This is a genomic window from Streptomyces sp. NPDC051183 (assembly GCF_040682455.1).
GTDB lineage: Bacteria > Actinomycetota > Actinomycetes > Streptomycetales > Streptomycetaceae > Streptomyces.
The window spans coordinates 59139-79542 of record NZ_JBFBBA010000001.1 but is presented as its reverse complement, the minus strand read 5'-3'; the positions used below and the strand labels follow the sequence as shown (position 1 = coordinate 79542).

Annotated in this window: 21 protein-coding genes; 12 read left to right on the top strand and 9 right to left on the bottom strand. The window is 72.7% G+C overall.

Features of this window, described 5'->3' with window-relative positions:
• The first annotated feature begins 150 nt into the window (after nt 1-150).
• A complete protein-coding gene (locus AB0M99_RS00365) occupies nt 151-810 on the top strand; it encodes a DUF4360 domain-containing protein (RefSeq protein ID WP_365915906.1) in 660 nt (219 codons plus the stop codon).
• Nucleotides 811-1090: 280 nt separating this feature from the next.
• Nucleotides 1091-1309: an acyl-CoA carboxylase epsilon subunit gene (locus AB0M99_RS00360; protein WP_365915904.1), complete on the top strand. Its 219-nt coding sequence runs from the start codon at nt 1091-1093 to the stop codon at nt 1307-1309.
• A gap of 81 nt (nt 1310-1390) precedes the next feature.
• Here the strand turns inward: AB0M99_RS00360 and AB0M99_RS00355 are convergent, their stop codons facing one another.
• Nucleotides 1391-3025, bottom strand: coding sequence for an FAD-dependent monooxygenase (locus AB0M99_RS00355; RefSeq protein WP_365915902.1), 1635 nt, complete (start codon nt 3023-3025; stop codon nt 1391-1393).
• Nucleotides 3026-3298: 273 nt separating this feature from the next.
• Between AB0M99_RS00355 and AB0M99_RS00350 the strand changes: the two genes are divergently transcribed.
• From AB0M99_RS00350 to AB0M99_RS00320, 7 genes are all read left to right on the top strand, one after another.
• A complete protein-coding gene (locus AB0M99_RS00350; RefSeq protein ID WP_365915900.1) occupies nt 3299-4492 on the top strand; it encodes a SchA/CurD-like domain-containing protein in 1194 nt (397 codons plus the stop codon).
• A 77-nt stretch (nt 4493-4569) separates the two neighbouring features.
• Nucleotides 4570-5013 carry a cupin domain-containing protein gene (locus AB0M99_RS00345; RefSeq protein ID WP_365915898.1) on the top strand — a complete coding sequence of 148 codons (444 nt, stop codon included), beginning with the start codon at nt 4570-4572 and terminating at the stop codon, nt 5011-5013.
• On the top strand, nt 5010-6281 hold the full coding sequence (locus tag AB0M99_RS00340) for a beta-ketoacyl-[acyl-carrier-protein] synthase family protein (protein ID WP_365915896.1): 1272 nt from the start codon (nt 5010-5012) through the stop codon (nt 6279-6281). The genes AB0M99_RS00345 and AB0M99_RS00340 overlap by 4 nt, the downstream gene beginning before the upstream one ends.
• On the top strand, nt 6278-7516 hold the full coding sequence (locus AB0M99_RS00335) for a beta-ketoacyl synthase N-terminal-like domain-containing protein (protein ID WP_365915894.1): 1239 nt from the start codon (nt 6278-6280) through the stop codon (nt 7514-7516). The genes AB0M99_RS00340 and AB0M99_RS00335 overlap by 4 nt, the downstream gene beginning before the upstream one ends.
• A 30-nt stretch (nt 7517-7546) precedes the next feature.
• Nucleotides 7547-7801 carry an acyl carrier protein gene (locus AB0M99_RS00330; protein WP_365915892.1) on the top strand — a complete coding sequence of 85 codons (255 nt, stop codon included), beginning with the start codon at nt 7547-7549 and terminating at the stop codon, nt 7799-7801.
• Between the two features lies 1 nt (nt 7802).
• The gene (locus tag AB0M99_RS00325) at nt 7803-8282 is read left to right on the top strand and encodes an SRPBCC family protein (protein ID WP_365915890.1); all 480 of its coding nucleotides are present in this window, start codon (nt 7803-7805) and stop codon (nt 8280-8282) included.
• 35 nt (nt 8283-8317) lie between these two features.
• A complete protein-coding gene (locus AB0M99_RS00320) occupies nt 8318-8650 on the top strand; it encodes a TcmI family type II polyketide cyclase (RefSeq protein WP_365915888.1) in 333 nt (110 codons plus the stop codon).
• A 94-nt stretch (nt 8651-8744) separates the two neighbouring features.
• Here AB0M99_RS00320 and AB0M99_RS00315 read toward each other — a convergent pair whose 3' ends face one another.
• Nucleotides 8745-9158, bottom strand: coding sequence for an LPXTG cell wall anchor domain-containing protein (locus AB0M99_RS00315; RefSeq protein ID WP_365915886.1), 414 nt, complete (start codon nt 9156-9158; stop codon nt 8745-8747).
• Between the two features lie 177 nt (nt 9159-9335).
• On the opposite strand from AB0M99_RS00315, the gene AB0M99_RS00310 reads away from it, so the two are divergent.
• From AB0M99_RS00310 to AB0M99_RS00300, 3 genes are read left to right on the top strand one after another with little or no spacing between them, the layout of a single operon-like run.
• Entirely contained in the window at nt 9336-10586 is a 1251-nt protein-coding gene (locus AB0M99_RS00310) for a histidine kinase (protein WP_365915884.1), read from the top strand.
• On the top strand, nt 10574-11230 hold the full coding sequence (locus tag AB0M99_RS00305) for a response regulator transcription factor (protein WP_365915882.1): 657 nt from the start codon (nt 10574-10576) through the stop codon (nt 11228-11230). Before AB0M99_RS00310 ends, AB0M99_RS00305 begins: the two co-directional genes overlap by 13 nt.
• Entirely contained in the window at nt 11227-12042 is an 816-nt protein-coding gene (locus tag AB0M99_RS00300; RefSeq protein ID WP_365915880.1) for a hypothetical protein, read from the top strand. Before AB0M99_RS00305 ends, AB0M99_RS00300 begins: the two co-directional genes overlap by 4 nt.
• Here AB0M99_RS00300 and AB0M99_RS00295 read toward each other — a convergent pair.
• The 7 genes from AB0M99_RS00295 to AB0M99_RS00265 all read right to left on the bottom strand — a co-directional run bounded on the left by AB0M99_RS00295 (nt 12021) and on the right by AB0M99_RS00265 (nt 20384).
• Nucleotides 12021-12821 (bottom strand): class I SAM-dependent methyltransferase, encoded by an 801-nt coding sequence (locus AB0M99_RS00295; RefSeq protein ID WP_365915878.1) that lies wholly within the window; start codon nt 12819-12821, stop codon nt 12021-12023. The genes AB0M99_RS00300 and AB0M99_RS00295 overlap by 22 nt on opposite strands.
• Before the next feature lie 31 nt (nt 12822-12852).
• Nucleotides 12853-14277, bottom strand: a complete 1425-nt coding sequence (locus tag AB0M99_RS00290; RefSeq protein WP_365915876.1) for a GH1 family beta-glucosidase — start codon at nt 14275-14277, stop codon at nt 12853-12855.
• A gap of 64 nt (nt 14278-14341) precedes the next feature.
• Nucleotides 14342-15181: a carbohydrate ABC transporter permease gene (locus AB0M99_RS00285; RefSeq protein ID WP_365915874.1), complete on the bottom strand. Its 840-nt coding sequence runs from the start codon at nt 15179-15181 to the stop codon at nt 14342-14344.
• Entirely contained in the window at nt 15178-16137 is a 960-nt protein-coding gene (locus AB0M99_RS00280) for a sugar ABC transporter permease (protein ID WP_365915872.1), read from the bottom strand. The genes AB0M99_RS00285 and AB0M99_RS00280 overlap by 4 nt, the downstream gene beginning before the upstream one ends.
• Before the next feature lie 6 nt (nt 16138-16143).
• The gene (locus AB0M99_RS00275; protein ID WP_365915870.1) at nt 16144-17451 is read right to left on the bottom strand and encodes an extracellular solute-binding protein; all 1308 of its coding nucleotides are present in this window, start codon (nt 17449-17451) and stop codon (nt 16144-16146) included.
• Nucleotides 17452-17688: 237 nt separating this feature from the next.
• Nucleotides 17689-18732 carry a LacI family DNA-binding transcriptional regulator gene (locus tag AB0M99_RS00270; protein WP_365915868.1) on the bottom strand — a complete coding sequence of 348 codons (1044 nt, stop codon included), beginning with the start codon at nt 18730-18732 and terminating at the stop codon, nt 17689-17691.
• A 101-nt stretch (nt 18733-18833) separates the two neighbouring features.
• The gene (locus AB0M99_RS00265; RefSeq protein ID WP_365915866.1) at nt 18834-20384 is read right to left on the bottom strand and encodes a glycoside hydrolase family 64 protein; all 1551 of its coding nucleotides are present in this window, start codon (nt 20382-20384) and stop codon (nt 18834-18836) included.
• Between the last annotated feature and the right edge of the window lie 20 nt (nt 20385-20404).

Here is a 20404-nt window from a genome sequence, read left to right as displayed (position 1 = left end):
TGGCACGGTCCGGCTCCCCGCCGTCTGGGCCGTTCGGAGCATCGACAACGGGTGCAGATACGTTTCTGCCGGTGAATCGGCGCGGCCATCGGAGTGAGCGGGCGCACCCGGTCACGCTCCGGGCCCGCCGCGGACCGTATCCATGGCCTTGTGATCACATCGCTCCGCGCTGCGTTCAGCGCCGCCGCCGTGACCGGAACCCTCCTCAGCCTCGGCCTGGCCCCCTCGGCCGTGGCCACCACCCCCACGGCGCCCTCGGACAGGGTGACCGTGGACGTCAAGAGCATCAACGGCTCGGGCTGCCGCCCCGGCAGCGCCACCGTCGCCGTGGCCCAGGACAACTCGGCCTTCACGGTCACCTACAGCGAGTACGTGGCCCAGGCCGGCGGGGGCGCCCCCACGGTCGAAGGCCGGAAGAACTGTCTCCTCTCCCTGCTCGTCAACGTCCCGCAGGGCTACACCTACGCCGTGGCGCAGGTCGACTACCGCGGCTTCGGCAGCCTGCAGGAGGGCGCGATCGGCACGCAGAAGGCCAGCTACTACTTCCAGGGCATGAGCCAGACCGCGTACCGGACCCACAAGTTCAACGGCGCGCTCGACGACAACTGGCAGGCCACCGACACCACGGGCATCGAGGCCCTCGTCTTCGCGCCCTGCGGCGCGCAGCGCAACTTCAACATCAACACCGAGCTGCGCGCCGAGGTCGGGACCTCCGACCCGGACAAGACCAGCTTCATGGCGCTCGACTCCACGGACGGCAGCATCAACAGCGTCTACCACTTCTCCTGGAAGAAGTGCCCGGCCCGCTGAGCCGCCCCGAACCCTGACGGCGCCCCCCCCGCGGGGGGGCGCCGTCAGGCGTTCCCGCGGGCCCGCACCACTCCGACGGCCCAATGCCCCGCCCCCGGCGCGGCCCGGGCGGCGGCCCGCCCGGGCTCCCGGACCATGCCTCTGACCTGGGCGGATGTCCCGCGCGGAGTCGAGGCTCCGGTGTGCCGGGGGCGGCGCCCGCTTGTAGCGTCGGCTGCGTCCGGAGTCCTTGTGACCCGACGAGGACCCGTGCGAACTCCCCGTAGGAGGAGCCGTGTCGATGCTCAAGGATGGCGCCGACGTACCGATAGCCAGCCTGCTCCGGGTGGAGCGGGGACTGGCCGCGCCGGAGGAGCTCGCCGCCATCGCGGTCGTGGTCGCCTGTCTGGCACGCCGGATCGGCGGCGATCCGGCCCCGGGAGTGCACACCCCGCCCCGCCGCCCCCGGCACGCGCACCGCAACGCGGGCTGCTGGGCGGGCTGTTGGGCCTGCGCCTGAACGAGACCCCGCCCGGACGCGCCCGCCCCTCGGCCGCGGCGGCGCGGCCGACGGGCGGGTCACCGGGCCCGGGCCGGCCGCTCAGGCCCGCCGCAGCACCTGCGACATGACGTCCGCCAGTACGGCACCGGGATCGGCCACCGCGCCCTGCGAGCGCCACGCCACGAACCCGTCGGGGCGTACGAGCACCGCCCCCGCGGCCGTCAGCTCGTGTACCGCTGCCCAGTCGGCCCCGTCCTCCTGGACCAGGTCGGCCGCGGCGGAACCGATCGAGTAGGAGTCCAGCCGCACCGGCAGCTGCCGAGCCACCTCCTCGCCCGCTGCCCGCCACGGCGCCCCCTCGCCGCTGAGCAGCACGAACGAGCTCTCGTACAGGTCCAGGGTGGAGATCCGCCCGCCACCGCGGCACCTGGTCAGCCACATGTGCGGGGCCCGCGTACCGACGTCGCCCTTCAGGCGCAGGTCAACGGGGATGACCGGCCGTCCGGCGTCGCCGCCGACGCTCGCCCCCTCCGGGTAGCAGTAGCCCATCGCCGTCGTGAGCATCCCGCTGCCCGGCCCGCCGCCCATCGTGGGCGGCGGCACGTAGCCGGGGTGGCTGTGCTCCGCCGAACGGGCCGAGGCCCGCTCGGCGGTCGCCAGGGCCACCGGCAGCCGCTCGGCCTCGTACGTGTCGAGCAGTTCGATGCCCGCCGAGCCGTCCAGCACCGCAGCGATCTTCCAGGCCAGGTTGTGCGCGTCCTGGATGCCGGTGTTCGAGCCGAACGCGCCCGTCGGGGACATCTCGTGCGCCGCGTCACCGGCCAGGAACACCCGCCCGGACGAGTACCGCACCGCCACCCGTTCGGCCGCGTGCCAGGGCGCCTTGCCGCCGATCTCCACGTCCAGGTCCGGTACGCCGATCGCGTTGCGGATCTGCTCCACGCAGCGCTCCTCGGTGAAGTCCTCCAGGGTCTCGCCCCGGTCCGGGTGCCACGGCGCGTGGAAGACCCACTGCGTGTCGTTGTCCACGGGCAGCAGCGCCCCGTCGGCGCCCGGCTTCATCAGGTAGCACACGATGAACCGCAGGTCGCCCAGCGCCTCGACCAGCCGCTCCGAGCGGAAGGTGATGCTCACGTTGTGGAACAGCTCGCCGCTACCCGTCTGGGGGATCCGCAGCTGTTCGCGTACGGGGCTGCGCGGGCCGTCCGCCGCGATCAGGAAATCGGCGCGCACGGTGGTGTGCTCGCCCGTCTGCCGGTTCTTGACCAGGGCGCTCACCCCGGTGGCGTCCTGGTCGAAGCTCATCAGCTCGGTGGAGAACCGTACGTCGGCGCCCTGCTCACGGCTCTGCGCGGCCAGGATCGGCTCGATGTTGTTCTGGCTGCACACGCACCAGCCCGTCGGGCTGAAGCGGCTCAGCGCGCCCGATGGGTCGATCGCCTTGACCAGCCACTTGTGGTCGTCGCCCATGAGCGACTCCGTCTGGAGGATGCCCATGTTGTTCTCCAGCAGCGACGCCGCCTTGCGGATCGCGTCCTCCGCCCCGGCCGTGCGGAACAGCTCCATGGTGCGGGCGTTGATCCCGCGGCCGCGGGGGTGGTCGGAGGTACCCGAGTGCTTCTCGACGACCATGTGCCTGACGCCGTGGCGGCTCAGGAACAGCGAGGTCGACAGGCCCACGAGGGAGCCGCCCACGACGAGAACCGGTACGCGAACATCGGCGTTGTCTTCCATCAGCTGAGGGCTCCTGTTTTCTGTGTGGGGGAGTGGACTCTTTATGCCCCCGATCGACGGCCAGGCCCAGGAGATTCGCCGGTTGTCACCCGCTTGATCCGGAGATGTAGCGGTAGATGGCCACCCGGATGACGATGAGCGACAGCGGTTCCCCCTGAGACACGCCGGCCTGCCGTTCCCGACGGATGCGGCCGCCGGCCGGGCGGGGCACCACCGATGGCGGACGAGGGTCCGTACGCGATGGAACCCCACGCCCTCATGAAGGAGTGAGCAATGACAACCACCCTGTCCGAACGGGTGTCACAGTCGGCCTTCGACGGCTCCATGCTCCGGGTCGTCCTGCTGATGGACCTCCACGAGGGGGCCCAGCAGCGGTTCTTCGAGGCGTACGAACAGCTTCGGCACGACATCGCGGCCGTCCCCGGGCACATCAGCGACCAGCTCTGCCAGTCCTTCGAGAACCCCTCGCAATGGCTGATCACCAGCGAGTGGGAGAGCGCCCCGCAGTACCTCGCCTGGGTCAACAGCGAGCACCACGCCGAGCAGGTACGGCCGCTGGGCGCCTGCGCCCGCGCCATGCGCCCGCTCAAGTACACGGTGCTCCGCGAGACCGGCCGGGCCTACGACGGCGCCGTGCGCCCGGGAGCCGCACGCCTCCAGGGCGCGCCCCGCCTGGGCGCCGGCATCGTCCGCCACGCCCTGACCTTCACGGTCAAGCCGGGCAGCGAGGAGCAGGTCGCGGCCATCCTCTCCAGCTACGCCTCACCGGCGGCCCGGGTCGACGACCACACCCGGCTGTGCCGCACCTCGCTGTTCATGCACGGCAACCGGGTCGTCCGGACGGTGGAGGTCCGCGGCGACCTGATGGCGGCGCTGCGGCACGTGTCGGAACAGCCCGAGGTGCGCGCCGTCGAGGAGGCCATCAACCCGTACCTGGAGCAGGACCGGGACCTGGGCGACCCCGAGTCGGCCCGGATGTTCTTCATGCGCGCCGCGCTCCCGGCCGTCCACCACATCGCCGCGGACGCGGCGGACGGCGAGGACGTACGGCGCCACGCGCTCTTCTACCCGGCCAAGCCCGGCTGCGGTCCGGCGCTCGCCCGGTTCCTGGCCCGGCAGGACGAAGCCGCGGCCCACCGGAAGGGCAGCGCCACCGTCAGCAGCAGCATCTTCCAGCGCGACGACATCGTCGTACGCCTCATCGACGTGCGCGGCCCGCAAGGCGCCGACCCCGAGACCGCCTTCGGGGTGCACGGGCCGCGCAAGGCGGGCGTGCTCGCCCGCCTGATGGCCGAGCCTGACGCCGGGCCCGGCAAGTCCGCGAGCTCCGGCAGGTCCGCCGGCTCCGGCAAGTCCGCGGGGCCCGGCAAGCCCACGCGGCCCGGCAAGCCCACGCGGCCCGCGGACGCCGCGGCCCGCCACACCATGAGCCTGATCACCGACCGCCGGGCCCCCGCCGAGAGCTGATCCCCGTCGGCCCGCCCCGGACACCACCACCCCCACCAGCCCCGTCCAGGCTCCCACCCGCCAGGAGGAACCCCGCCATGACCAGACATCGCCCACGCATCGTGGACCTCAGCCAGACGCAGCCCAACACCAGGCGCGGCGGAGACCTGAGGGCCGTGCTCACCCCGACCTCGGTGGGCAGTACCAGCGGGTTCATGGGCCTGGCGATCATGGCCCCCGGCGAGCACATCGCCGAGCACTACCACCCGTACTCCGAGGAGTTCGTGTACGTGGTCAGCGGGCACCTGGAGGTGGACCTCGACGGCGAGTCCCACCCGCTGCGCACCGACCAGGGCCTGCTCGTTCCCCTGAACGTGCGCCACCGCTTCCGCAACATCGGCGACACCGAGGCCCGCATGGTCTTCCACCTCGGCCCGCTCGCCCCGCGCCCGGAACTGGGCCACGTCGACACCGAGGAAGCCGTACACCCGGAGGGTTCCGCATGGGAGAGGCCGCCGGACCGCACGGGAGCGGTCTCGTGACCCGCCGGCGGGTGGCCGTCACCGGAGTCGGCGTCGTGGCTCCCGGCGGGATAGGCGTCCCCGCCTTCTGGGACCTGCTGTCCAACGGCCGTACGGCGACGCGCGGCATCACCCTCTTCGACCCGACCGGCTTCCGCTCCCGGATAGCCGCGGAGGTCGACTTCGACCCCGCCGAGCACGGCCTGACCTCCGACGAGGCGGCCCGGGCGGACCGGTACATCCAGTTCGCCCTGGTCGCCGCGCGGGAGGCCGTACGCGACGCGGGTCTCGACCTCACCACCGACGAGGCCTGGCGCACCGGAGTCTCCCTCGGCACCGCCGTGGGCGGCACCACCCGCCTGGAGCACGACTACGTCGCCGTCAGCCAGTCCGGCGCCTGGTGGGACGTCGACCACCGGCTGGCCGGAGCGCACCTGCACCGGGCCTTCACACCGGCCACCCTCGCCTCCGCGGTGGCGGAACAGACGGGCGCGCGCGGCCCGGTGCAGACCGTCTCCACCGGCTGCACCTCCGGACTCGACGCCATCGGGTACGCCGTCCACTCCATCGCCGAAGGGCGGATGGACCTGTGCATCGCCGGAGCCTCGGACTCACCTGTGTCGCCGATCACCGTGGCCTGCTTCGACGCCATCAAGGCGACCTCGCCCAACAACGACGACCCCGCGCACGCCTCCCGGCCGTTCGACGCCAACCGCGACGGGTTCGTCCTCGGCGAGGGCGGCGCGGTCCTCGTCCTCGAAGAGCTGGAACACGCCCGTGCCCGGGGCGCGACCGTGTACTGCGAGATCGGCGGCTACGCCACCTTCGGCAACGCCCACCACATGACCGGACTGACCGCCGAGGGCCTGGAGATGGCCCGCGCGATAGAAACCGCCCTCGGCCAGGCCGGGATCGACGCCACCGAGATCGACTACGTCAACGCCCACGGCTCCGGGACCAAGCAGAACGACCGCCACGAGACGGCGGCCGTCAAGCGGGTCCTGGGCGAGCACGCCTACAAGACGCCGATGACCTCCATCAAATCCATGGTGGGGCACTCCCTCGGCGCCATCGGGGCGATCGAACTGGCCGCCTGCGTCCTGGCGATGACCCACCAGGTCGTGCCGCCGACGGCCAACTACGAGACCCCCGACCCCGAGTGCGACCTGGACTACGTACCGCGCACCGCACGGGGTCGCAAACTGCGCAGCGTGCTCTCCGTCGGCAGCGGTTTCGGCGGATTCCAGTCCGCCGTCGTCATGACCCAGCCGAAGGAGGCCGTCTCGTGAACAGCCCTACGGTCATCACGGGCATCGGGGTCGTCGCCCCCAACGGCATCGGCGCCGAAGCCTTCTGGAAGGCGACCGAGTCCGGGACCTGCGTGCTCGGCCGCGTCACCCGCCAGGGCTGCGAGCACCTCCCGCTGCGCGTCGCGGGAGAGGTCCGCGGCTTCGATCCGGGCACCCTGATCGAGGACCGCTACCTCGTCCAGACCGACCGGTTCACCCACCACGCCCTCGCCGCGGCCGAACTGGCCCTCGATGACGCCCGGCTCGGCCGCGCCGACTACGAGGACGAACCCTTCTCCGTCGGCGTCGTCACGGCCGCCGGCTCCGGCGGCGGCGAGTTCGGGCAGCGCGAGCTGCAACGATTGTGGGAGCAAGGCCCCCGCTTCGTCGGCCCGTACCAGTCGATCGCCTGGTTCTACGCCGCGAGCACCGGCCAGATCTCCATCCGCCGGGGCCTTAAGGGCCCCTGCGGGGTCGTGGCCAGCGACGAGGCGGGCGGGCTGGACGCCTTCGCGCACGCCGCCCGGGCGATCCGCCAGGGCAGCCGGGCCATGCTGGTCGGCGCCACCGAGGCGCCGCTGGCCCCGTACTCCATCGTCTGCCAGCTCGGCTACGAGTCGCTGAGCACGTACGACGACCCGGAACGGGCGTACCGGCCCTTCACCGAGAAGGCCTGCGGCTACGTGCCGGCCGAAGGCGGCGCGATGTTCCTCGTGGAGGACGAGGCGGCGGCCCGCAGCCGAGGCGCCACCGTCCGCGCCGTGCTGGCCGGCCACGCCGCGACCTTCACCGGACCGCGCAACCCCGACGCCTCCGGTGAGGGCCTGGCCCACGCCATCCGCGGCGCGCTCCGGGACGCCGGCTGCGCACCCGAGGAGATCGACGTGGTCTTCGCGGACGCGCTCGGCACGCCCGAGGCCGACCGCGCGGAGGCGGCGGCCATCGCCGACGCCCTCGGCGTGCACGGGCGCAAGGTGCCGGTGACGGTGCCCAAGACCGGTACCGGCAGGGCGTACTGCGCGGCGCCCGCCCTCGACACGGCCGCCGCGGTCCTCGCCCTGGAGCACGGCATCCTCCCGCCCACGCCGAACGTGTTCGACGTGTGCCACGACCTCGACGTGGTGACCGGCAGCGCCCGCCCGGCGGAGCTGCGCACCGCGCTCGTCCTGAGCCGGGGCCTGATGGGCTCCAATGCCGCGCTCGTCATCCGAAAGGGCCCCGCAGCCCCCATGTAGCAGTCCCCTCGTAGGAAGTGAGACGCCACCATGTCCGACCGACTGACCATGGAAGAGCTGGCGGCCCTGATGAAGACCGCCGGAATCACCGTCGACCCGGGCGAGATGTCGAACCGGCCGGAGTCCGCCTTCGACGACTACGGCCTCGACTCGCTGGGCCTCCTCGGCATCGTCGGGGAACTGGAGAACCGGCGCGGCCGGGCCCTGCCCACCGACGCGGACCGCTGCAAGACGCCGCGGGAGTTCGTCGACCTCGTCAACAACAGCCTGATGACCGGAGCTTGAGATGGCAGGACACACCGAGAACGAGATCACCGTCGGCGCGCCGGTGGACGTCGTGTGGGACGTGACCAACGACCTCCCCGGCTGGCCCCGGCTGTTCAGTGAGTACGCCTCGCTGGACATCCTCGACCAGCAGGGCGACACCACCCGCTTCCGCCTGACCATGCACCCCGACGAGAACGGCAAGGTGTGGAGCTGGGTGTCCGAGCGGACCGTCGACCGCAAGGGCCTCTCGGTCCGCGCCCGGCGGGTGGAGACCGGCCCCTTCGCGCACATGGACATCCACTGGCAGTACTCCGAGGTGCCGGGCGGCACGCGGATGAAGTGGACCCAGGACTTCGCGATGAAGCCGGACGCCCCGGTCGACGACGCCTGGATGACCGACAACATCAACCGCAACTCCAAGATCCAGATGGCGCTCATCCGGGACAAGATCGAGCAGCGGGCGTCCGAGAACCTCACGCCCGCCGCCAGCCGCCCCTAGGGCGCACCGCCCCCGCAACGAAAGGCAACATCCGGATGCACCGAGCCCTCATCGTCGCCCGCATGGCGCCGCAGTCGGCACCCGACATCGCCGAACTGTTCGCCGCCTCGGACGCCGGCGAACTGCCGCACCTGGTCGGGGTGACCCGTCGCAGCCTGTTCCAGTTCGGCGACGTGTACCTCCACCTGATCGAGTCCGACCGGCCCCCGGGCCCGGCCATCGCGAAGGTGACCGGCCACCCGGAGTTCCGGGACCTCAGCGACCGGCTCACGGCCTACGTCAGCCCGCACGACCCGGAGACCTGGCGCAGCCCCAAGGACGCCATGGCCCAGGAGTTCTACCGCTGGGAGAACCCCCGGACGGGGTGACCCGGCCCGACCGGCCACGGGCCCCGCACACGGTGTGTGCGGGGCCCGCCGCACGCCGCGGCGCCGCCTCGGAGAGGCGCTGTCCGGGCCCGGCTCACTGTGTGCGCCGCGCCGCGACCACCGCGCACACCACCGCCAGCGGCACCTCCGCCGCGAACGCCAGCAGCAGTGCCGTCCCCTGGCCGCCGCTCCCGGCCGAGGTCGTGACGTCGAACCAGGCGTCCATCACCAGCAGCGCCGCCGTCGCGGCCGCCACCGGAGAGACCCTCGGGTCCCGCTTGCGCAGCAGCGCCCCGGTGCCCGCCAGCCCCGCGGCCAGCATCACGTCCAGGCCGATCCACGCCGTGGCCCAGTTGGACACCTCCGCCGTCTGCGGCACCGTCTTCGCCAGCACCAGCATCCACGGCACCAGCGCCACCCCGGCCCCGGTCAGTACGGTGGCCAGTGCGGGCAGGCGCCGGACGGCCGGGCTGCGGCGGACCCGGTACTGCGGGGCGACGAGGGACATGGTGGCGGTCTCCTTCCGGCCCGGCGGTCCGTCCCCCGGGGCACACCACAAGACTCGCTTCGCGGGGCCGCGAGATCAGTAGCTCCACCGTCCGAAACGGGGGTGGTGCTGGGTACACCCCCCTGCGGGCACCAGGGTGGTGGCGCCCACCCCGACCAGTGCGATTACCGTACGCACATGGCAAGTCCTGGCGCGCTGCGGCGTACTTACACATGGATCGCGTCGCACGGCCCCTGGTCGGCCTGGGCCTGGCGCAACACCGCCTTCACGGCGGCCGCGATCCCGCTCGCCCTGCCCCTCCTGCTCGGCCTCGTGTTCCTGGTCGCGGCGCCCGGGCACAGCCCGGTGCCCCTGCTCCTCGTCATCGTGCTGTGCCCCCTGCTCACCACCCTCCAGCGCAGCCGCTTCTGGTCGCTGCTCGGCCTCGACGTTCCCGAGATCGTGCACGAGCACCCCTGGGCGAGCGTGCGCGGACTCCTCGAACGGCTGCGCTCCGAGGCGACCTGGCGCCAGGTCGGCTACCACTTCCTGGTCAGCCCGCTGGCCGCCGCCGCCGGCGGACTGCTCGTACTCGCCTGGGCCGCGGGCGCGGCCGGCGCCGGCGTGTACGCCTGGTCCTGGACCGTCCCCCCGGACACCGTCGGCCCCGGCTGGACCCAGGACCACGACCTCGTCACCGTCGCGGGCGCCCTGCTGCTGCTCACCGCGCCCTGGCTCGCCGCCCTGTTCACCCGGCTCGACGCCGCGGCCGCGGCCGCCCTGCTCGGCCCCAACCGGGCCCGGGAACTGGAGCGCCGCGTCGAGGACCTCGCCGAGAGCCGGGCCGGCGTACTCGACGCGGCCGACCTCGAACGCCGCCGCATCGAACGGGACTTGCACGACGGCGCCCAGCAGCGCCTCGTCGCCCTCGCCATGAACCTCGGCATCGCCCGCGCCACCCTCCCGGGCCTCCCGCCGGAGGCCAAGGCCGTCATCGACGAGGCCCACCGCGAGGCGAAGGAAGCCATCGAGGAACTCAGCAACCTGGTACGCGGCCTGCACCCGGCCGTACTTGAGGACCGCGGCCTCGACGCCGCGCTCTCCGGCATCGCCGCCCGCGCCCCCCTGCCCGTCGAACTCACCGTGGACATCGGGACCAGACCGGGCCCCACCGTGGAGGCCGTCGCCTACTTCGTCGTCTCAGAAGCCCTCGCGAACGTCGCCAAACACGCCCGCGCGAAACGCTGTTCGGTCCGCGTCACCCGGACCGCACCGGAGCTGCTGCGCCTCACCGTCACCGACGACGGGGTGGGCGGCGCCGACCCGGGCGGGGGCACGGGCCTGGTGGGCCTGCGCAAGCGCGTAGGGTCGGTCGACGGAACCATCATGATCGACAGCCCCGTCGGGGGCCCGACGACCGTAACCGTGGAGCTGCCGTGCGCGCCGTGATCGCCGAGGATTCCGTCCTGCTGCGCATCGGACTCGTCAAAGTCCTCGAAATGGCCGGGTTCGAGGTGGCCGCCGAGACCGGCGACGCCGAGGCCCTGCTCGCCGCCGTCGAGGAACACCGCCCCGAGCTCGCCCTCGTGGACGTCCGGATGCCGCCCGGCTTCACCGACGAAGGCGTGCGGGCGGCCCTCGTGATCCGGCAGCAGAGCCCCGGCACCGCGGTGCTGCTGCTGTCCCAGTACGTCGAGGAGCGCTACGCCGCCGACCTGCTGGCCGGCCGGAGCGGCTCCGGCATCGGCTACCTGCTCAAGCAACGCGTCGCCGACGTCGAGGAGTTCATCGACGCCCTGCGCCGCGTCGCGGCCGGCGGCACCGCACTCGACCCGCAGGTCGTCGCCCAGCTCCTGCTGCGCCGCGGCGGCGGCCCGGACCCGCTCGAACGCCTCACCCCGCGCGAACGCGACGTACTGGCCCTCATGGCGGAAGGCCGCTCCAACGCGGGCATCGCCGCGCAACTCGTCGTCAGCGAGAGCGCGGTGGCCAAACACATCAACAACATCTTCGCCAAGCTCGACCTGCCCGTGGCCGACGGCGACCACCGCCGCGTCCTCGCCGTCCTGCGCTTCCTGGACGGTACGCCGTGACGCACAACGGCGCCGACCGTCCCCGCCGCCGCGCCGCCTGGACGATGGCCGCCCTGCTCGGCGCGGTCCTCGTCGTCGTTCCGGTGCTCTGGCAGGCGAGCGCGTACGGCACCACCCGCAGCGGAGCCCTCCGCGGCGGCAGCGACGGCCGCCTCGTGACCGCCCTGGAGATCGAGGCCGGCGCCGCGAACGTCACCGTCACCCCCCGGGCGGACCAGGAGGTCGGCTACCGCGCCGAAGTGAGCTGGTCGCTGCGGACGCCCACGATCGAGGAGAGCTGGCACGGCGACACCCTGCGGCTCACCCCCCACTGCCCCGCCGAGGACTCCTGGGTGACCTCCGGCCTCGGCTGCTCCGTCCGGCTCGGGGTCAGCGTGCCCGTCGGCATCCCGGTCAAGGTCACGGCCGGCTCCGGGAGCGTGCACATCAGCGGCCTGGGCGGCAGCGTCGATGCCGAAGTCGACTCCGGCCGGATCAGCCTGACCGGGCTGCGCGGCCCGCTGCGCGCCCACGTGGGCTCCGGCACCCTGCAAGCCACCGCCCTCACCTCACCCGAGGCCGACCTTCGCGTCGGCTCCGGCCATGCCGCCGCCGACTTCGTCGCTCCGCCGGACCGGGTGACCGCCGAGGTCGGGGAAGGCCGCCTCGCCCTCACCGTGCCGGAGGCCACCCGGTTCCGGGTCGCCACCCGCACCGGCTGGGGCCGCTGCGACGTGGCCGGGGAGCTGACCGACCCGGCGTCCCCGCGCGTCCTGGACCTCTCGGTGGCCGCGGGCCGGATCGCGGCGGGCTACCCGGACCTGATGCCCTGAACGGACCAGGCCCGCAGCGAGAGCTCCACCGCCCCGTTAGGCCGGACGGGCAGGTCCGCACGCAGCGCCTCGCGCAGCCGCTGCCGTACGGGCGGAGCGAGGGCGGCGACATAGCCCGGAGCGGGCCCCTGCCCGGCGAGGAAGGGCTCCCACAGGTCCGCGAACCCGGCGAACACGGCGGGCACCTCGATCGGCTCCACCACCACCCCGGCCAGCCCCGCCGCCGCCCACAGCGCCCGCAGCGGCTCGGGACGGCACACCGGGAACCGGCGCCCCTCGTCCAGCGCGCCCGCCGCCGGATCCACGCGGAGCGCGGCGTCCCAGAAGCGGCGCAGGAACCCCATGCCCCCGCCGTAGTCCCACACGTACGCGGCGACCGTCCCGCCCGGGCGCACCGCGCGCACCGCCTCGGCCACCCCCGCGGCGGGCGAGGGCAGGAAGTTGAGCGAAAGCCCGCTCACGACCACGTCCAGGCTCCCGTCGCGCACCGGCAGGGCCAGGGCGTCCGCCACGGCGAAGGACGCGGGACCCGGGACGAGCCCACGGGCCGTGGCGACGTAGCCGGGCGAACGGTCCACCCCCAGCACCGACCGGGGCCGCCGCCGCTCCGCCACCCGCCCGGTCAGGGCCCCGGTCCCGCAGCCCACGTCCAGCCAGCGCAGCCCGTCGGCGCAGCCCAGCCGGTCCGTGAACTCCCGGGCGACCAGTCGGCTCCACCGCCCCATGTAGCGCTCGTAGGCCGCCCCCGCCGCCCACATGCCGTCTCCCTGTTCCGCCATGCCACCACCATGCCCGGTGGCGGCCCGCGGGTCACCGCGGCAAGCCGCCCCGGGCGATGACATCGGCGTACCAGTGCGCGCTGTCCTTCAACGTACGGCGCTGCGAGGCGAAGTCGACGTGCACGATGCCGAAGCGCTTGCTGTATCCGTACGCCCATTCGAAGTTGTCCAGCAGGGACCACAGGAAGTACCCGCGCACGTCCGCCCCGTCCGCGATGGCCCGGTGCACGGCCGCCAGATGCCCGTGCAGATAGGCGATGCGCTGCGGATCGTGGACATCGCCCTCCGGGTCGGCGTAGTCCTCGTACGCCGCCCCGTTCTCGGTGACCAGCACCGGCACGCCGGGCAGCTCGTCCCGCAGCCGCGTCAGCAGCTCGTACAGGCCGTCCGCGTCCACCGGCCAGTCCATGGCCGTACGGGGACCCGGCGCGGGCACGAAGCGCACGCGCCCCTCCGCGCCCGGCCACGGCGACGGCTCCCCGGCGGCCGACGCGGCAGGCGGGCCCGGATCGGCGGCCGCGACCAGCGTGGGGGAGTAGTAGTTCACCCCCAGCCAGTCCACCGGCGCGGCCGCCACCGCCAGGTCGCCGTCCCGTACGAACGCCCAGTCAGTCAACCCGGCGGTGTCGCGGACCAGGTCCTCGGGGAGCCGCCCGTGGAAGACCGGGTCGAGGAAGATCCTGTTGCCCAGCGCGTCGATCCGGCGCGCCGCGTCCAGATCCGCCGCGGAGTCCGTCAGCGCCCGTACCGCGTGCAGGTTGAGGGTCAGCGAAACCCCCGCCGACCGCGGGAGCACCGAGCGCAGCGCCTGTACGCCGAGCCCGTGGGCCAGGTTGAAGTGGTGTGCGGCGCGCAGCGCGGCCGCCGGATCGGTGCGGCCCGGAGCGTGGACGCCGGACGCGTACCCGAGGAAGGCGGCGCACCAGGGCTCGTTGAAGGTGGTCCAGTCGGCCACCCGGTCCCCGAGCGCCCCGGCCACGTGCCCGGCGTACTCCGCGAACCGTTCGGCTGTCCCGCGCAGCGGCCAGCCGCCGAGGTCCTCCAACTCTTGCGGCAGGTCCCAGTGGTAGAGGGTGGCGACCGGCCGGATCCCCGCGTCGAGCAGCCGGTCCACGAGCTCGCGGTAGAAGTCCAGGCCGCGCTGGACGGCGGGCCCGCGCCCGGTGGGCTGCACCCGGGGCCACGCCACCGAGAAGCGGTAGTCGCTCACCCCCAGCCGCTTCATCAGGCCCACGTCCTCGGCCATCCGGTGGTAGTGGTCGGCCGCGGTGTCCCCGGTGTCCCCGTTGAGGACCTTGCCGGGCGTACGGCTGAAGGTGTCCCAGATCGAGGGCGTACGCCCGTACAGCGAGGCCGCGCCCTCGATCTGGTACGCGGCGGTCGCCGTGCCCCAGCGGAACCCGGCGGGAAAGCGCGCCGCCGCCCCCGTGGCGGGGGACGCGTCGATGGTGGTCATGGACAGACTCCCGTTGGGGTGGAGGAAAGGCCCGGCCGCGCCCGACCGTGCTCGTGTCGGCACTTCATCCCTTGACCGCGCCCTGCATGATGCCGCCCACGATCTGGCGGCCGAGCAGCCCGAAGACCAGCAGCACGGGCAGGGTCCCGAGCAGCGTGCCCGCCATGATCACGGACTGGTCGTGGACGTAGCCGCCGCCCAGCTGGCGCAGGGCGACCTGCACGGTCGGCTCCTGCGAGGACAGGGCGACGACCGGCCAGAAGAAGTCGTTCCAGGCCGTCATGAAGGTGAGCAGCCCGAGCACCGCCATGGCCGGCCGGGCCACCGGAACGACGATCGACCAGAAGATCCGGGCGTACGAGGCCCCGTCGACCCGGGCCGCCTCGATCAACTCGTCCGGGAGCGACTGCGCGAGGAACTGGCGCATGAAGAACACCCCGAACGCGGAGACCAGTCCGGGGAGGACCACGGCCTGGAGCTGGTTGACCCAGTGCAGTTCGACGATGAGCATGAAGAGCGGGATCACGCCCAGCTGCGGCGGGATCATCATGGAGGCGACGACCACGCTCAGCAGCGCCCCGCGCCCCCGGAAGCGCAGTTTGGCGAACGCGAACCCGGCGAGGGTGGAGCACAGCACCGTGCCGACCGTGATCGAGACGGACACGATCAGGGAGTTGACGAGGGCCTTGCCGATCTCCGCCTCGTCCAGGACGGCCTGGAGGTTGTCCAGCAGGCGTGGACCGGGCAGCAGGGTGGGCACCGGCCGCGCCAGCTCGGCGTTGGACCGGCTCGCCGCGACCAGCGTCCAGTACAGCGGGAAGGCCGAGACCACTACGGCGCAGACCAGTACGGCGTAGGTGAGCCTCCCGCCGCGGTGCCGGGCGGCGGTGACGGAAGCGCTCATCGGGCGGCCCCCTTCCCGGTGCCCGACCCCGACCGCGTCCGGGTGCCGGACCCGGAACGGCGGCGCGCGATCAGGGCGTTGACCCCGACCAGCGCCACGATCAGCAGGAACATGACCCAGGCGATGGCCGCCGCCCGGCCCAGGTGGAAGAAGCCCCAGCCCTGCTCGTACATGTACAGCCCGAGGGTCTGGTACTGGTGTGAGATGCCCCCGGACATCGAGCCCTCGAAGAGCAGCGGCTCCCCGAAGAGCTGGGTGGCGCCGATCGTCGAGACCACCACGGTGAAGACGATCGTCGGGCGCAGCCCGGGCAGGGTCACGTGGACGAACTGCCGCAGGCGCGAGGCCCCGTCGACCTCTGCCGCCTCGTAGAGCTCGCCCGGGATGGTCTGCATGCCCGCCAGGTAGATCAGCGCGTTGTAGCCGGTCCAGCGCCACACGACGATGGACGACACGGCGATCTGCGAGGCCGCCGTGCCGCTCTGCCAGTCCACGGGATCGAAACCGACCAGTGCGAGGAGGTGGTTGACGAGCCCGAAGTCCCGCCCGAAGAGCTGCGCGAAGATCAGCGAGGCCGCGGCGACCGAGGTCGCGTACGGCAGCAGCAGCGCCGTACGGAAGAACGTCCGGGCCCGCAAACGGTAGTTGAGGACATGGGCGAGCCCGAGGGCCATCAGCAGCTGGGGCACCGTGGAGAGCACCCCGATGGTGAAGGTGTTGCGCAGCGCCGTCCAGAAGAACGTGTCGGTGAAGAGCGCCGTGTAGTTGCCGAGGCCCCGCCACTCCGCTTCGCCGGGGGTCTGGAGCTCGACGCGGTACAGGGAGACGTAGGCCGTGTAGATCAGCGGGAACAGCCCGAAGGCGGCGAACAGGGTGAAGAACGGCGCGAGGAAGGCGTACGGGGACAGGCTCCCCCGCCGGCCGCGCCGGGGGAGCGGCTGTGCGGTCAGGGTCACGGCGGCTCAGCCCAGGGCGTTCTTGATGGCCTTCTTCGCGTTCGACCAGGCCGCGTCCGGCGGCGTGCCCTTGCGCTCGACCTCGCCGAGCGCGTTGGCGATCTGGTCGGCGATGTCCTTGTCGTGCAGTCCGAGCACCTGGACGGGGGCCTTCTCGGCGGCGTCGCCGAAGATCTGCCCGATCGGGGCGTCCGAGAAGTACGGGTCCTTGGCGTCCGCCACCTGCGCGATGGCCTTGGTGCTGGAGGGGAAGTTGCCCTGCTTGCGGAAGAGCTTGGTCTGCTGTTCGGGCGCGGTGAGCCACTTGACCAGCTCGTACGCCTCCTTCTTGTGCTTGGCGGCGCGGGGGACCGCCAGGTAGGAGCCGCCCCAGTTGCCCGCACCGCCGGGCAGCTTGGCGACGTCCCACTTGCCCCTGCCCGCCTCCCCGGCCTGGCCCTTGATGTAGCCGAGCATCCAGGCGGGGCAGGGCATGGTGGCGAAGGAGCCGGAGGAGAAGGCCTGGTTCCACGGCGGCGACCACTGGTCCAGCTTGGCGCTGAGCCCGTCCGCGGCGGCCTTGGCCGAGGCGTCCCAGGCCGCCTTGACCGCCGGGCTGCTCTCGTAGACCAGTGCGCCCGAGGCGTCGTAGTACCGCTCCTTCTCCTGGCCGGTCATGATCGCGTTCAGGCTGCCGACGCTGTCCAGCCAGGCGCTGCCGGCCGGGGCCTTCGCCTTGTACTGCCTGCCGAGTTCGAGGTATCCGTCCCAGGTGGCCCACCGGGCGGCGAGTTCGGCGCGGTCGGTGGGCAGGCCCGCCGCCTTCAGGAGGTCGCTGCGGTAGCACATGGCCTCGGGGCCGACATCGGTGCCGAGACCCAGCACCTTGCCGTCCTTCGTGGTCGCGGCCGACCACTTGGCGGGGGCGAACTCCTCCTTGAGCGCGCCGGCCCCGAACTCGGCGAGGTCCACGAACTTGTCGGACTGCTTCTGCGTGACCGAGGCGATGCGCCCGACCTCCAGGCCCTGGACGTCGGAGAGCCCGCCCCCGCCGGCGAGCCGGGTCTGGAGCGCCTTCCAGTAGTCCTGTTCGTCCTCGGTGTCGGTCTGTTTGATCCTGATGTTCGGGTGGAGCTGCTCGTACTCGGCGTAGAGCCCGGCCTCCTGGTAGCCGAACGCACCGAACAGGTCGACGCTCAGGGTGATGTGGCCGCCCGCGCCGTCGGAGGAGTCGGCGTCCGGCCCGGAGGCTCCGCAGGCGGCCAGGAGGGCTCCGGCGAGGGCGACGGCGCCGAGGCGGATCGTGGCTCTCTCGACGGCTCGGGGTATGGACATGCAACGGCCTCCTCGGCATCGGCGCGCTCGACTGCTTGAGAGCGCTCTCAGAACGCGACTGGAGCGTGCACCCCATGACGGGCCCCCGTCAAGAGGTCGGCGTGCTCCGGGCGGGCCCCGGAAAGCCCTGCTCCGGAAAGCCCTGCTCCGGAAGACCCTGCTCCGGAAGACCCTGCTCCGGAAGACCCTGCTCCGGAAGACCCTGCTCCGGAAGACCCTGCTCCAGCCTCGGCCGAGTCAGGCCGAGGCGCGGCGCACCAGGGACGTCGGGGTGATCACCGAGCCCGGGACGCTGCGCCCGACCTGCGCCTTGTCGAGGGTGCGCAGCAGCAGACGGGCCATCAGACGGCCCATGCCCTCGATGTCCTGGCGTACGGTCGTCAGCGGCGGATCGGCGGTCTCCGCCACCAGCTCGGCGTCGTCGAAGCCGACCAGCGCCACGTCGTCCGGCACGGCCAGGCCGCGCTCGCGCAGCACCTGGAGCGCGCCCGTCGCCATCAGGTCGTTCGCGGCGAACACCGCGTCCAGCCCCGGACAGCGCTCCAGCAGCTCGGCCATCGCCCGCGCCCCGCCCGCCGTGGTGAAGTCCCCTTCCGCGATCAGCGCCGGATCGGCGTCGAGCAGGACGTCCCGGTAGCCGTCGAGCCGGTCGGTCGCCGAAGTCTGGTCCAGCGGCCCGGCGATGTGCGCGATCTGCTGCCGCCCCCGGGACAGCAGGTACCGCACGGCCTCGCGCGCGCCCCCGCGGTTGTCCGCGTCCACGTACGCCACCCCGCCGTGGTCCCCGCCGCCGCCCGTCCATCCCGGGCGGCCGCCGTACACCGTGGGCATGCCGATCCGGCGGGTGATCGCCGGCAGCGGGTCGTCGGTGTGCAGGGAGAAGGCCAGCGCCCCGTCGACGTGGCCGCCGGCCAGGTAGCGCTCGATCCGGTCGTAGTCCCCGGTGTCCTCGACCAGCAGCAGCACCAGCTGGGTGTCGTGCGCGGTCAGCTCCTTGCTGATTCCGCGGACCTGGCGGGAGAAGAAGGGGTCGGAGAAGATCCGGATCTCCGGCTCGGCGATGATCACCGCGACGGCCCCGGTGCGCCGGGTGACCAGGGTGCGGGCCGCGTGGTTGGGCACGTAACCGAGGTCCCGGACGGCCGCGCGCACCCGGTCCGCCAGCTGCGGGCGCACGCCCTCGCCGCCGTTGACCACGCGGGACGCGGTGGCCCGGGACACTCCGGCGCGCTCCGCGACCGCCTCCAGCGTGGGGCGGTTACCGGGAAGCTGTTCGGGCACGTGCGCTCCTCATGCGTGTCCGCGGGCGGATGCCTCGCCGGACAGCAGGGTAACCCGTACGGCCGGGAGGGCTGAGAGCGCTCCCGGCCGCACGAGCCTGTTCACCAGCCGATGCCGAGCGTCAGCCCGGTCGGCGGGTTCGGGTTGCCGAGGATCTGCACGGAGGACTGGTCGTTGACGTCGTCGTAGGGGAAGCCGTAGGCCCGCCGGTCCAGGCCCACGGTGTGGAAGAAGGCGGAGTAGTCGTTCTTCGCCGCGCCCCCGTAGTACGCCGCCGGGGTGTACCAGGACCCGGTGTCCAGGGCGACACCGCGGTTGAAGGCGGCACAGAACTCCGCACCGAGCTGTTTCTCGACGTCGTTGCCCGAAGCCAGGGCACCCGCGCAGGCCAGCACGTCCGGCGACGTCGGCTTGCGCAAGGTGTAGGGGCCGGCCCCGTTCTTGGTGAAGGTGAGGACGGATCCGCTGACCCGCCCGGAGAAGGTCTCGCCGAGGCGGCCGAGCGTGAAGGGGTGGGAGGTGAAGTGGGCCCAGGTCCGGTCGATGTACGCGGTCAGGTGGTTCTGCTGCGCACCGCCTTCGAGGAACAGGTCGGAGGAGCGCGGCGCCACGATCCGGTAGCCGTTCTGCAGCGGCCTGAAGGCGGCCCCGACGGACGCCGCGTACTGCTGCATGACCTCGGACCGGGTACGGGTGATGCCCCGGGTGGTGTCGTGGCCGCTGGAGGCCTGGTGCAGCCGGGAGGTCATCGGGAAGCCGAACTGGTCGACCTGGGTGGTGTTCCCCCCGAAGGCGACCTGGCCGTACACGTACGTGTACTCGTACCAGTCGTAGTACACGTCGCTGTTCGGGTCGGCCGGATTGCGCGGGTCGGGTCCGCCCCAGCCCTGGTCGTCGGGGGAGACCGGGATGTAGAGCGGCGAGCCGAGGGAGACGTAGATCCGGCCGCCTCGGATCGAGGGCGGGGAGGGTACGGTCCCGCCCACCTGGGCGAGGGTGAAGGACATGTTGGGGTAGGAGACCCCCTTCTTGGCCAGGTGGCCGGGCGCGGAGGCGTCGAGGTGGTTGATGCGGGCCATGGAGCCGTCGGGCTTCATGTACGACCACTGGCCTGGGGTCACCTGACCGAGGACGGTGACGTGGATCTGAGCGTCGCCGTACGCGCCGCGGGTGTTGTTCTGGAAGGAGATCGGGAAGCTGCCGGTCCCGCCTCCGCCTCCACCTCCTCCGCCGCCCCCGGTTCCGTCTTCGGTGGCGGTGAAGTGCGGGGTGTCGTACAGCGGCCCGCCCTTCTCGTACGTGAACCAGTACTCCAGCGTGGACCCGGCGGTCAGCCCCGTGACGTCCTTCTGCCAGGTCCCCGCGTTGTCGGCCATCCGGAAGTTCTGCTGTCCGAGCCCTCCGCCGGGCAGGTAGTGGACGTCCACCAGGCCGGCCGGGCCGGTCGGCCGGAACCAGATCCGGACCGAGCCGGAGCCCTGCCCGGTGACCCCCTGGGTGTAGTCCGCGGCGGCGGCGCCGACCGGCGCGGGGGCGGTCAGGACCGCCCCCAGCAGGGTGAGCAGAGCGGCCAGCAGGACCAGGGGGACCCGGCCCGCGCGGAGGAGCGGATGCGGACGCTGCCTCGGCTGCCTGCGATGCGGTGTGTTCATGAGCGCGCTCCTGGGTCCGT